The 12,846-nt window shown below is 66.4% G+C and carries 10 protein-coding genes; 4 read left to right on the top strand and 6 right to left on the bottom strand.

The features are described 5' to 3' along the window. Positions 1-113: 113 nt before the first annotated feature. From secA to MAA8898_RS02655, 3 genes are all read left to right on the top strand, one after another. Complete coding sequence (gene secA / locus MAA8898_RS02665) at positions 114-2,873, top strand: preprotein translocase subunit SecA (protein ID WP_094019404.1); 2,760 nt, start codon at positions 114-116, stop codon at positions 2,871-2,873. Positions 2,874-3,012: 139 nt separating this feature from the next. Next, positions 3,013-4,005: a translocase gene (locus MAA8898_RS02660; RefSeq protein ID WP_094019403.1), complete on the top strand. Its 993-nt coding sequence runs from the start codon at positions 3,013-3,015 to the stop codon at positions 4,003-4,005. 21 nt (positions 4,006-4,026) lie between these two features. Beyond that, a complete protein-coding gene (locus MAA8898_RS02655; RefSeq protein WP_094019402.1) occupies positions 4,027-5,586 on the top strand; it encodes a substrate-binding domain-containing protein in 1,560 nt (519 codons plus the stop codon). A gap of 141 nt (positions 5,587-5,727) precedes the next feature. On the opposite strand, the gene radC is transcribed toward MAA8898_RS02655, so the two are convergent. The 3 genes from radC to dnaK all read right to left on the bottom strand — a co-directional run bounded on the left by radC (position 5,728) and on the right by dnaK (position 9,910). Beyond that, positions 5,728-6,492, bottom strand: coding sequence for a RadC family protein (gene radC, locus MAA8898_RS02650; protein ID WP_094019401.1), 765 nt, complete (start codon positions 6,490-6,492; stop codon positions 5,728-5,730). Between the two features lie 265 nt (positions 6,493-6,757). Continuing rightward, positions 6,758-7,906: a molecular chaperone DnaJ gene (gene dnaJ, locus MAA8898_RS02645; protein WP_094019400.1), complete on the bottom strand. Its 1,149-nt coding sequence runs from the start codon at positions 7,904-7,906 to the stop codon at positions 6,758-6,760. 81 nt (positions 7,907-7,987) lie between these two features. Next, positions 7,988-9,910 carry a molecular chaperone DnaK gene (gene dnaK, locus MAA8898_RS02640; RefSeq protein WP_094019399.1) on the bottom strand — a complete coding sequence of 641 codons (1,923 nt, stop codon included), beginning with the start codon at positions 9,908-9,910 and terminating at the stop codon, positions 7,988-7,990. A 221-nt stretch (positions 9,911-10,131) separates the two neighbouring features. On the opposite strand from dnaK, the gene MAA8898_RS02635 reads away from it, so the two are divergent. Continuing rightward, on the top strand, positions 10,132-10,734 hold the full coding sequence (locus MAA8898_RS02635) for an alpha-ketoglutarate-dependent dioxygenase AlkB family protein (protein ID WP_094019398.1): 603 nt from the start codon (positions 10,132-10,134) through the stop codon (positions 10,732-10,734). An 11-nt stretch (positions 10,735-10,745) separates the two neighbouring features. Here MAA8898_RS02635 and MAA8898_RS02630 read toward each other — a convergent pair whose 3' ends face one another. The 3 genes from MAA8898_RS02630 to MAA8898_RS02620 are packed head-to-tail and all read right to left on the bottom strand — an operon-like array spanning position 10,746 to position 12,833. Beyond that, on the bottom strand, positions 10,746-11,348 hold the full coding sequence (locus tag MAA8898_RS02630) for an SH3 domain-containing protein (protein WP_094019397.1): 603 nt from the start codon (positions 11,346-11,348) through the stop codon (positions 10,746-10,748). Between the two features lie 8 nt (positions 11,349-11,356). Beyond that, complete coding sequence (locus MAA8898_RS02625) at positions 11,357-11,953, bottom strand: COG3650 family protein (RefSeq protein ID WP_094019396.1); 597 nt, start codon at positions 11,951-11,953, stop codon at positions 11,357-11,359. Positions 11,954-12,002: 49 nt separating this feature from the next. Then, positions 12,003-12,833 carry an ABC transporter permease gene (locus tag MAA8898_RS02620; RefSeq protein ID WP_094019395.1) on the bottom strand — a complete coding sequence of 277 codons (831 nt, stop codon included), beginning with the start codon at positions 12,831-12,833 and terminating at the stop codon, positions 12,003-12,005. Between the last annotated feature and the right edge of the window lie 13 nt (positions 12,834-12,846).

Raw genomic sequence — 12,846 nt, 5'->3', positions numbered from 1 at the left:
CTTACATGCCGCAAAGGCTCTGCGAGGCCGGTTCTTTCGTTCCGTCATATGGCTCATGTGCGAGGCGGGCAAGCAGATGCCGCACAAGAAGCTGGGAACAGGTGCATCAGACCATGCTGGGAAAAATCGCGCGCAAGGTGTTCGGGTCGCCGAACGACCGCAAGATCAAGGCCGTCCGTCCGCTGGTGGAAAAGATCAACGCGCTGGAACCAGAGTTCGCGAAGCTCGACGATGACGGCCTGATCGCCAAGAGCAAGGAATTCAAGGAGCGGATCGAGAAAGGCGAAAGCCTGGAGGCGATCCTGCCCGAGGCCTTTGCCAACTGCCGCGAGGCGGCAAGGAGGGCGCTGGGGCTGCGCGCCTTTGACGTGCAGCTGATGGGCGGCATCTTTCTGCACCAGGGCAACATCGCCGAGATGAAGACCGGCGAGGGCAAGACCCTGGTCGCCACCTTCCCCGCCTATCTCAACGCGCTGACCGGCAAGGGCGTGCACATCGTCACCGTGAACGACTACCTCGCCCGCCGCGACGCCGAGTGGATGAGCAACGTTTTCGGTGCGCTGGGCCTGTCGACCGGTGTCGTCTACCCGCGCCAGCCCGACGCCGAGAAAAAGCAGGCCTATGCCTGCGACATCACCTATGCCACGAACAACGAACTGGGCTTTGACTACCTGCGCGACAACATGAAGTCCGAGCTGAACCAGATGTTCCAGCGCGACCACTACTACGCCATCGTCGACGAAGTGGACTCGATCCTGATCGACGAGGCGCGGACGCCGCTGATCATCTCCGGCCCGTCGCAGGACCGGTCCGAGCTGTATGTCGCCGTCGACAAGCTGATCCCGGAGCTGGTCGAAGAACACTATGCCGTCGACGAAAAGACCCGCAACGTCAGCTTTACCGACGAGGGCAACGAGTACCTCGAGGAACAGCTGCACGCCCGCGGCCTGCTGCCCGAGGGTCAGAGCCTGTATGACCCGGAAAGCACGACCATCGTGCACCACGTCAACCAGGCGATACGCGCGCACAAGCTGTTCCTGAAGGACAAGGATTACATCGTCCGCGACGGCGAGGTGATGCTGATCGACGAGTTCACCGGCCGGATGATGCACGGCCGCCGCCTGTCGGACGGGTTGCACCAGGCCATCGAGGCCAAGGAAGGCTGCGACATCCAGCCCGAGAACGTGACCCTGGCCAGCGTGACCTTCCAGAACTATTTCCGCCTGTATGACAAGCTGTCCGGCATGACCGGCACCGCCGCCACCGAGGCCGCCGAATTCAGCGAGATCTACGGCCTGGGCGTCGTCGAGGTGCCGACCAACAAGCCGATCACCCGGATCGACGAGGACGACGCGGTCTACCGCACGGGGCGCGAGAAATACGCCGCCATCGTCGAGGAGATCCGCAAGGCGCACGACAAGGGCCAGCCGGTTCTGGTGGGCACGACCTCGATCGAGAAATCCGAGATGCTGAGCCAGATGCTCAAGGAGGCCAAGCTGAAGCACAACGTGCTGAACGCGCGCCAGCACGAGCAGGAGGCGCAGATCGTCGCCGACGCCGGCAAGCTGGGCGCGATCACCATCGCCACCAACATGGCCGGCCGCGGCACCGACATCAAGCTGGGCGGCAACGTCGAGTTCAAGGTCATGGAGGCCATCGCCGCCAGCCCCGACCGTCACCCCGACGAGATCCGCGCCGAGATCGAGCATCAGCACGAGGCCGACGAACAGGCGGTCAAGGACGCGGGCGGGCTGTTCGTGCTGGCCACCGAACGGCACGAATCGCGCCGCATCGACAACCAGTTGCGCGGCCGGTCGGGCCGGCAGGGCGACCCGGGGCGGTCGTCCTTCTTCCTCTCGCTCGAAGATGACCTGATGCGCATCTTCGGCTCCGAGCGGCTGGAAAAGGTGCTGTCGGGCCTCGGCATGAAAGAGGGCGAGGCCATCGTTCACCCCTGGGTGAACAAGAGCCTGGAGCGCGCGCAGGCCAAGGTCGAGGGGCGCAACTTCGACATCCGCAAGCAACTGCTGAAATTCGACGACGTGATGAACGACCAGCGCAAGGTGATCTTCAGCCAGCGCCGCGAGATCATGGAGGCCAAGGACGTCTCCGAGATCACCATGGACATGCGCCACGAGGTGATCGACGACCTGGTCGACATCTACGCGCCGCCCAAGGCCTATGCCGACCAGTGGAACATGCAGGGGCTTTATGCCGCCGTGCTGGAAAAGCTGGGCATGGACCTGCCGCTGATCGCCTGGGCCGATGAGGACGGGGTCGACCAGGACGTGATCCGCGAACGGCTCGAAGAGGCCAGCGACGAGATGATGGCCGAAAAGACCGCCGCCTTTGGCCCCGACACCATGCGCCAGGTCGAAAAGCAGGTGCTGTTGCAGGCCATCGACGGCAAGTGGCGCGAACACCTGCTGACGCTGGAACACCTGCGGTCGGTCGTGGGCTTCCGCAGCTACGCGCAGCGCGACCCGCTGAACGAGTACAAGAACGAGGCCTTCCAGCTGTTCCAGAACATGCTGGACGGCCTGCGCTCGACCGTGACCGAGCAGCTCAGCAAGATCCGCCCGATGACCGAGGAAGAACAGCGGGCGATGATCGAAGAGATGCGCCGCCAGCAGGCCGCGATGCAGCGCAAGATGGAAGAGGCCGCCGCCAAGGCCAGCGGTGCCGCTGCCCCCGCCCCTGCCCCTGCGCCGGCGCTGGAAGGCGCCGCCACGGCGGCGGCCGGTGCCGGTGCCGTCGCGGCCGAAGGCTTTGACGAGACCGATCCGACAACCTGGGGCAACCCGGGCCGGAACGACCCCTGCCCCTGCGGATCGGGCAACAAGTTCAAGCATTGCCACGGCCGCCTCAGCTGAACGACCCGCGGTGCCCCGAAGTGTGACGACACGCTCCGGGGCATCGCCGAATTGCCAAAATGACTCCGCCGACGCGCCCCATGCGCGCCATCTTTGCCCGTCAGGGTCAAGGTTGGACGAAAAGCACAGGAGTCCGACCATGGCCCGGCTAACCAGTTACATTATCGGCGGCGCGACGCTGGTTTGCGCGCTTGGCACCGGCTACGTGATGCAATACGGGTTCGGCGCGCCGACCAGGGCACCGCAGGCGGCAGAGAGGCTGGAACTGTCCGGCGTCGTGCCGGCCACCTCGGCGGTCTTTGCCCCGCTGGCCGCCTCCGCCAGTCCCGAGATGCCCGCCGACCTCGTGCTCGAGATGGAGCTGCCCGAAGCGCCGATGATCGTGCAGGCCGCCGCCGAGGTCGACCTGCCCATCGAGGACCTGCCCCAGGCACCCGGCGCGACGGGCTTTGCCTGCGACATCACCATGACGGCAGAGCCGACCGCCGGCGCGATGGTCAACGTGGTGCTGACCGCGCCCTGCCGCGCCAGCGAGCGCGTGACCCTGCACCACCAGGGCCTGATGTTCACCGAGATCATGCAGCCCGACGGCACGCTCAGCGTCAGCGTCCCCGCGCTGGCCGAACAGGCGGCCTTCATCGCCTCCTTCCCGGGCGGCGACGGCGCCATGGCCAGCGCCGAGGTGGCCTCGCTGCCGTTCTACGACCGCGTCGCGGTGCAGTGGAAAGGCGACGCCGGGCTGCAACTGCACGCCCGCGAGTTTTCCGCCGAGTACTTTGCCGAGGGCCACATCTGGGCCGCCGCCGCCGGGGACCTGACCGCCGCCGCCAAGGGCGAAGGCGGTTTCCTGACCCGGCTCGGCCGCACCGACACACCCGAGGCGCTGATGGCCGAGATCTACTCCTTCCCCTCCGGCACCGCGCGCAAGACCGGCACGGTGCTGCTGTCGGTCGAGGCCGAGGTCACGGAGGCGAACTGCGGCGCGCCGGTGGAGGCGCAGACGCTGGAAATCCGCGGTGGCGGGTCGCTGCGGACGCGGGACCTGTCGGTCGCGATGCCGGCCTGCGACGCTGTCGGCGACTTTCTGGTGTTGAAAAACCTCGTCGAAGACCTGACTATCGCCTCCAGGTGACGCGGGGCTGGCGAGGAATTCATGACGATTGTGCGTGCGGCGGTTTTCGCCGCACTTTTCCTTTGCTCGCTGGCCGCCGCGGCTTTTGCACAGGACGTGACCCTGCGGTCGCGGGACGGGTCGATCGCGCTCAGTGGCACGCTGCTTGGCTTTGACGGTGAATTCTACCGCGTCCAGACCCGCTACGGCGAACTCACGGTGGATGGCTCCGGCGTCAGCTGCACCGGTGTCGGCTGCCCCTCGCTGACCGACTACGTGGCCGATGTGACGATCTCGGGCTCGGCCACCATCGGCCGGGTGCTGATGCCCGCGCTGATCGAGGGGTTTGCCCGACGCGGCGGGATGACGGCGCACCGGTCCGGGGAGGTCTCTGGCGCCGTCGTCTACGAGGTTCGCGACGGTGGGTCCGACCGGTTGCTGGGCCGCTTTCACCTGCGGATCAGCGACACGGACGGTGGTTTTGCCGACCTGCTGGCGGACGAGGCCGACATGGCCATGGCCCTGCGCGAGATCCGGCCTGTCGAGGCTGCCGCCGCGCGCGAGGCGGGCCTGGGCGACCTGCTGGAGCCCAGCCGGTCCCGCGTGCTGGCGCTGGACGCGGCGGTGCCCGTGGTCGCCCCCGGAAACCCGGTCGACGTGGTGTCGATCGAAGAGCTTGTCGCGGTGCTGTCCGGGCAGGTGACAAACTGGCAGGCCCTGGGCGGGCCGGATGCGCCGATCACCGTGCACCTGCGCGACAGCGGCTCGGGCGCGATGCAGGGGCTGGAGGACCGTATTCTCGCGCCGGTGCGGCAGAGCGTGACCGAGAGCGCGGTGCGCCACGCCGGGAACCTGGAGCTGGTCGACGCCGTGGTGCGGGACCCCTTCGGCCTCGGCATCGCCAGCTATGCCGAGATCGGGGCGGCAAAACCGCTGACGCTGCAAGGCAGCTGCGGCTTTCAGCTGCGCGCCGCCCGACGCAGCATCAAGACCGAGGACTACCCGCTGACCGCGCCGATGTTCCTGTATGTGCCCGCCCGCCGACTGCCGAAGCTGGCCCGCGACTTCCTGGCCTTTTCGCTCAGCCCGCCGGCGCAGACCGTGATCCGCGAGGCGGGATTTGTCGACCAGGACCCCGAGGAGGTCAGCCGCGACCTGCAGGGCGACCGGCTGGCCAACGCGGTCATGGTCGCCGGGGAGGCGGGCGGCCTTGGGACCTTGCAGGACATGACGCGGACCCTGTCGGCGATGCAGCGGCTGACCGCGACCTTCCGCTTCGAGACCGGATCGACGCGGCTGGATGCGCAATCGCGGTCCAACGTGCTGGCGCTGGCCCGCGCGCTGGAGGGGGGTGATTACGACGGCCGGCGGCTGGTCTTTGTCGGGTTCTCGGACGGCGTGGGACCGGCCCCGGCGAACCTGGAGATCGCGCGCCGACGCGCCGAGGCCGTGCGCGCCGCGGTTGCGACCGAGGCCAAGAGTGCCGACCTGGAACAAGTGGAGATCGCGGTCGAGGCCTTTGGCGAGGCGATGCCCATGGCCTGCGACGACAGTGCCTGGGGCCGGCAGGTGAACCGGCGTGTCGAGATCTGGGTCCGGTGATCCGGCGGCGCGCGCTGACGCGCGCACAGGCCTTCTCACCCCTCGGCCTGCGGCCTCCGGGTTCGGGTCGGGGGCGCTGCCCCCGTCGCGCGGTGCGCGACTCCCCCGGGATATTTTGGGCCAGAAGAAACTCGTGCGCCGTCAGAGCAGGCCTTCGGACCGGAAGCTGAGCTCGCGCGATTTGCCGATCACCAGGTGATCGTGCAGGGTGATGCCCAGGGCGTCGGCCGCCTGCTGGATCTGCAGGGTCATGTCGATGTCCGCCTGGCTGGGCGTCGGGTCCCCCGAGGGGTGGTTGTGCACCAGGATGAAGGCCGAGGCGTTGAGTTCCAGGGCGCGTTTCACCACCTCGCGGGGGTAGACCGGCACGTGGTCGACGGTGCCGCGCGCCTGCGCCTCGTCGGCGATGAGGACGTTCTTGCGGTCGAGGAAGAGAATGCGGAACTGCTCGGTCTCGCGGTGCGCCATGGCGGTCTGGCAGTACTCAAGCAGCGCGTCCCAGCTGCTGACCACGTGTTTGCGCAGCACCCGGGACCTGGCGAGGCGGTGCGCGGCGGCCTCGACGATCTTGAGCTCGGTCACGACGGCATCGCCGACGCCGTTGATTTCCCTGAGCCGGGGCACCGGCGCCGAGAGCACGGCGTTGAAGTCACCGAAGGTTTCGAGCAGGTGCCGGGCGAGGGGTTTGACGTCGCGGCGCGGGATGGCGCGAAAGAGGACCAGTTCGAGCAGCTCGTAGTCCGGCAGGGCGTCGGCGCCGCCGATGACAAAGCGTTCGCGCAGGCGGGCGCGGTGATCGCGGATGTAGGAGGGCAGCTTGTCGCCGCCGCTGGCGGGGCGCGCGGTTGCCTCGTCGATGTCGAAGAGGGCTGCCTGGGAATCTGAGAAATGCGGGCCACGGGTCATGCCCGAATCCTGCGCCCGGATGGTGAACAGGTGGTTAACGCCATTCGATCTGCGAGACGCCTGTCAGCGCCCCGCCAGATCTGTTGCCGGGCACAGGTCCGTCAGATGCCTGCGGCCCGGGGCTCCGCCCGTGATCTGACCGGACTGTCCACTGGACAGTCCGCCCGCTGCGCGGGTTCGTCAGATGCCTGCGGCCCGGGGCTTTCGCCCGTGATCTGACCGGACTGTCCACTGGACAGTCCGCCCGCTGCGCGGGTTCGTCAGATCACCCCTTCATCGAGTCCCAGAAGTTCTTGACCGACTTGAAGAAACTCGAAGATTCCGGGTTGTTGTCCTCGGCCAGCGAATCGAACTCGCGCAGCAATTCCTTTTGCCGCGAGGTCAGGTTGACCGGGGTTTCGACCGCCAGTTCGATGAACATGTCGCCCGTCGCCCCACCGCGGAGCGAGCGCATGCCCTTGCCGCGCAGGCGCATCTGGCGGCCCGACTGGCTGCCGCCCGGGATCTTGACGCGCGAGCGGCCGCCGTCGATCGTCGGCACCTCGATGTCGCCGCCCAGCGCAGCCACGGTCATCGACACCGGCACCCGGCAGTGCAGTTCCGCGCCTTCGCGTTCGAAGATCGGATGCGGCTCCACCTCGATGAAGATGTAGAGATCCCCCGGAGGGCCGCCGCGCATCCCGGCCTCGCCTTCGCCGGCGAGGCGGATCCGCGTGCCCGTCTCGACCCCGGAGGGGATGTTGACCGACAGCGCGCGTTCCTTCTGCACCCGGCCCGCGCCGCTGCAGACCTTGCAGGGGTTCTTGATGATCTGGCCCAGGCCGGAACAGGTCGGGCAGGTCCGTTCGACCGTGAAGAAACCCTGGGTCGCGCGCACCTTGCCCAGGCCCGAGCAGGTCGGGCAGGTGGTGGGTTCGGCGCCGCCTTCGGCGCCTGAGCCGTTGCATTCGCCGCACTGGATCGAGGTCGGCACCTTGATCGTCTTCTGGAGGCCATTGTAGGCCTCTTCCAGCGTCACGCGCAGGTTGTAGCGCAGGTCGGCCCCGCGCGAGGCGCGTTGCCGCCCGCCCTGCCGGCCGCCCATGAAATCGCCGAACAGATCGTCGAACACGTCGGAAAAGGCGCTGGCGAAATCGGCGTTGCCGCCCATGCCGCCGCCGCCGGGGCGCGGCCCGCCGCCCATGCCGCCGTCAAAGGCCGCGTGGCCAAAGCGGTCGTAGGCCGCCTTCTTGTCAGGGTCCTTGAGGCAGTCGTAGGCCTCGTTCACGTCCTTGAACATGGCCTCTGCATCCGGCTTGTCCGCGTTGCGGTCGGGGTGCAGTTCCTTGGCCTTGGCGCGGTAGGCTTTCTTGATCTCTTCGGCAGAAGCACCGCGCGCGAGGCCGAGCACGTCGTAGTAATCACGTTTGGACATCAGCGTCCTCCTCTGGTCGGAACGTCATGAGGCCGGCCCGGTGTCCGGACCGGCCCCAGATTGGTTCCGAGGGCGATGGCCTTACGCCCGCTTGTTGTCGTCGAGATCCTCGAAGTCCGCGTCGACGATGCTGTCGTCGTCGGCACCGCCACGGGCGCCGTCCGGGTCACGCATGTCGGGCGCACCTTCGTCGGCCTGGGCCTTGTAGATCGCCTCGCCCAGCCGCATCGCCGCCTCGGTCACGTTCTGGATGCCCGACTTCAGCTTGTCAGCCGAGATGTCGGATTTCTCCAGATCGTCCTTGAGCGAGGCCACGGCCAGCTCGATCGCCTCGACGGTCGAGGGATCGACCTTTTCGCCATGCTCCTCGATCGACTTCTCGGTCGAGTGGATGAGGCTTTCGGCCTGGTTGCGGGCCTCGACGAGTTCGCGACGCTTCTTGTCGGACTCGGCGTTGTCCTCGGCTTCCTTGACCATGCGCTCGATGTCGTCGTCCGAGAGGCCGCCCGAGGCCTGGATGGTGATCTTCTGTTCCTTGTTGGTGCCCTTGTCCTTGGCCCCGACGGACACGATGCCGTTGGCGTCGATGTCGAAGGTCACCTCGATCTGCGGCATGCCGCGCGGCGCCGGCGGGATCTGTTCCAGGTTGAACTGGCCCAGCATCTTGTTGTCGGCCGCCATCTCGCGTTCGCCCTGGAAGACGCGGATCGTCACGGCCGACTGGTTGTCCTCGGCGGTGGAGAAGATCTGCGACTTCTTGGTCGGGATCGTGGTGTTGCGGTCGATCAGGCGGGTGAACACGCCGCCCAGCGTCTCGATGCCCAGGCTCAGCGGGGTCACGTCCAGCAGGACCACGTCCTTGACGTCACCCTGCAGCACGCCGGCCTGGATGGCGGCGCCCATGGCCACCACTTCGTCCGGGTTCACACCCTTGTGCGGCTCCTTGCCGAAGAACTTGGTCACCTCTTCGATGACCTTCGGCATCCGCGTCTGACCGCCGACCAGCACGACCTCGTCGATGTCGGAGGTGGTCAGCCCGGCATCCTTGAGCGCGGCCTGGCACGGCTTGATCGAGGCCTTGATCAGGTCCCCGACCAGGCTTTCCAGCTTGGCGCGGGTCAGCTTCATCACCATGTGCAGCGGCTGGCCGTTCGACCCCATCGAGATGAACGGCTGGTTGATCTCGGTCTGGGTGGCGCTGGACAGTTCGATCTTGGCCTTTTCGGCGGCTTCCTTCAGGCGCTGAAGCGCCATCTTGTCCTTGGTCAGGTCGACGCCGTGCGCCTTCTTGAACTCGTCCGCCAGGTAGTTGACGATCCGCATGTCAAAGTCTTCACCGCCGAGGAAGGTGTCCCCGTTGGTGGACTTCACTTCGAACAGGCCGTCGTCGATTTCCAGGATGGTGACATCGAAGGTGCCGCCGCCGAGGTCGTAGACCGCGATGGTCTTGGCCTCTTTCTTGTCGAGACCGTAGGCCAGCGCGGCGGCAGTCGGCTCGTTGATGATGCGCAGCACTTCGAGACCGGCGATCTTGCCGGCGTCCTTGGTGGCCTGACGCTGGGCGTCGTTGAAGTAGGCCGGAACGGTGATGACCGCCTGCGTGACCTCTTCGCCAAGATAGCTCTCGGCGGTTTCCTTCATCTTTTGCAGCGTGAAGGCGGAGATCTGCGAGGGCGAGTATTTCTCGCCGCGGATCTCGACCCAGGCGTCGCCGTTGCCGCCATCGACGATCTTGTACGGAACGATGTCCTTGTCCTTGGTCACCTCCGCGTCGGTGACGCGGCGGCCGATCAGACGCTTGACGGCGAAGATGGTGTTTTCCGGGTTGGTCACGGCCTGGCGCTTGGCCGGCTGGCCGACAAGCCGTTCGTCGTCGGTAAAGGCGACGATGGAGGGGGTGGTGCGTGCACCTTCGGAGTTCTCGATCACCCGTGCCGCGCTGCCGTCCATGATGGCGACGCAAGAGTTGGTGGTTCCGAGGTCGATACCGATCACTTTACCCATGTTCGATCCCTTTCATTCTCAAGGCGATGTCACGAGGCGGTGGACCCGTTGCGGCATCCTGCCCCGTATGGTTGGAACCGGGCACGGTGAGAGGCGTTCCCGGCGTTCGGAGGACATATAAGGAGGGGGTGGGAAGCCTGCAAGCGTCGTGATGTGAGCAATTCCTGCGTTTTGCGCGATCCTTGCTTGGCTTCTAAGGCCCATTGGTTGACAACCCGCTTATGACGACGCGCCTCACGCGACAGGGGTTCGACATCTACCCCGGCTTTCTCGACCGCCCGGCGCAGGAGGCGCTGGTCGATCGGCTGCGGTCGGTGCTGGCGGTTGCGCCGCTGGTCACGCCGGTGACGCGGCGCGGGCCGATGTCGGTGCGGATGAGTGCCGCGGGCCGGTTCGGCTGGATCAGCGACGCGCGCGGCTACCGCTACGAGGAACGCCATCCGAGCGGCGTGGCCTGGCCGCCGATCCCGGACGAGGTGCTGGCGATCTGGCGCGCGGTGTCGGGCTGCGCCCGCCTGCCGGAGTGCTGCCTGATCAACTGGTACGGCGAGGGCGCGCGGATGGGCCTGCACCGCGACGAGGACGAGGGGGATTTCTCCTGCCCCGTGGTTTCGGTCTCGCTGGGGGATGAGGGGCTGTTCCGCATGGGCAACCCCGAACGCGGCGGCAGGACCGAGTCGGTCTGGCTGAAATCCGGCGACGTGGTGGTGATGGGCGGCGCGGCGCGGCTGGCCTACCACGGGGTGGACCGCATCCGCTACGGGTCCTCCACGCTGTTGCCCAACGGCGGGCGGATCAACCTGACACTGCGGGTGGTGACCTGACCGCAGCGGCGCTAGTCCCTCAACCGGCAGCAGCCGGAAAAGACATAGCCCTCCGGTCCCGTCACGATCAGCGTTGCGTCAAAGCCGTATTCGTTGTCGGACATGCCGTTGTCGCAGTAGGTGCGGGCCACGACCATGGACAGGGTGCGCGGGCCGTCGCTGCCTTGCAGCAGCCATTTTTGCAGCGGGTTGTAGACCCGTTGCAGCAGGCCCACCGAATAGGTTTCGCCCGGATCGTAGTTCATCGGCGTCTTGACCGTGGCCACCTGCCCGGGACGCGCGTCGATGCCCCAGAACGGTTCCGTCCCGCCGCAGACCAGCCGCCCGACATTGCCGATGTCGCCGTCCACGCGCGGCGCGAGGAATCGCATCGACGCCCAGCCGGCCTGTTCGTAGACGTTGACCTGGCCCCAGCCTCCTTCGACCCGGACCACCTCGACCGCGCGGGCGTCATGCGCCAGCTCGCCGATGACCGGATGGCCAGGCCCCGGTCCGGCGCGCACGTTCAGCACATCGTTCGCCGCCACGCCCGTCACGTCGTGCAGGTGCGGAAACGCGTCCTGGGCGGCAGCGCCGCCACAGGCCAGGATCAGCGCCAGAGCAAGGCGCAACATCGCCCCGCTCACTGCATCGCCAGCGAGCAGCAGCCGCTGTAAACCTGCGTGTCATAGCCGCCGATCACCGCCGCCCCGGAGAAGCCGAAGGTGTAGTCGGTCATCCCGTCGCTGCACAGTTCCTGCGTCACGACCAGGGTGATGTTCTCGCCCAGCTTGGAACCCAGCAGCGCATGCGGATGTTCGCGGCTGCTGGCAGTGGCCAGCTGGCCCACGGTGAATGCCTTGTCGTCGTCGTCGGGGCGGGTAAAGGTCAGCGTATCGCCCTGGATCACCGTCGCGCTCCAGAACGGTTCGGTGCCGAAGCATTTGAACTGGTAGCCGTCGGGCAGTTCGGTGCCCTCCTGGCGTTCCAAGAACTCCAGCGAGACCCAGCCCGACAGGCCATCGGTGTTCACCCGGCCCCAGCCCTTTTTCTCCTCGACCACTTCGACATGCTTGGCGTCGAACGGCAGGGAGCCGATCACCGTGCCCAGGTCCGTGGGCCGGGTCCGCATGTTCAGGACATCGCCTTCGTTCACGTCCTTGACGTTGAACAGGGCGGGGAACTCCTGCGCCGAGGCCGCCCCGGCGAAGCAGATCAGAATTGCTGCAAATCTATTCATTACTCTCGTCCTTCTGACCGCGCCGCGACCGAAGGGGAAAGCGTCCGGATCAGCGGCGCGCGCTCCACGAGGCCGAGGCGTGTTTGCGGGTGTAGAACTCACCCATGAGACCAATCATCACGAGAACGATACTCAGATACAAAGCATATTCCCAGTCGGAATTCCGGGGGTTGTAATCCACGAAAGCGTACCCACGCGACTGGTCGATGGTGTGGAACAGGGGATTCCAGTCGAACATCACCAGCATCGACGAGGGCAGCGCATTGGCCACGAACATCTTGCCCGAGGCGATCATGTTGGCGCGCTGGTAGACCGTCGACAGGATGCTGACCGGGGTCGGGAACCACGGTTTCGCCGCCAGGAACACCAGCCCGATCGCCGCGCCCGAGAACCACGACAACAGCAGCATCGCCATGCAGCCGATCGGATCGTGGATCTCCAGCATGACGAAGGGATTGAAGGCCACGTCGTAGACGAACAGGATCGCGAACAGCGACAGCACCTGGATGTACAGCGTCGACACCATGGCCGAGGCGATGGCGATGGCGGTGTTCATCGGCGCGTGCTGCATCATCGGGCTGGCCGGCCCTTCGGACCCGGCCACGGCGCCCAGCGTCTTGGCATGGGTCATGAACAGGAACACCCCGGTCATGATGTAGATCAGGAAGTCGCCGCGCAGGGCCGCGCTGCGCATGCCGAGGATCTTGAACATGAAGTAGAAGGCCAGGACAAAGATGATCGTCTGAAGCATGTTCATGAAGATCGCCATGAAGGCGTTGCCATGCGTCTTGCGCACCGCCCGGACCGAGTTGTGGTAGATCAGTTCGAGGATGTAGACGAAGGACTCCAGCCGCGACCGGGGTTTGGTGACCTGAAACATCGAGACTGCTCCG

Source organism: Antarctobacter aquimaris, from assembly GCF_900184945.1.
GTDB classification, from domain to species: Bacteria; Pseudomonadota; Alphaproteobacteria; order Rhodobacterales; family Rhodobacteraceae; genus Maliponia; species Maliponia aquimaris.
Note: the sequence above shows the minus strand (reverse complement) of the source record. Positions and strands in the feature narration are given on the sequence as shown.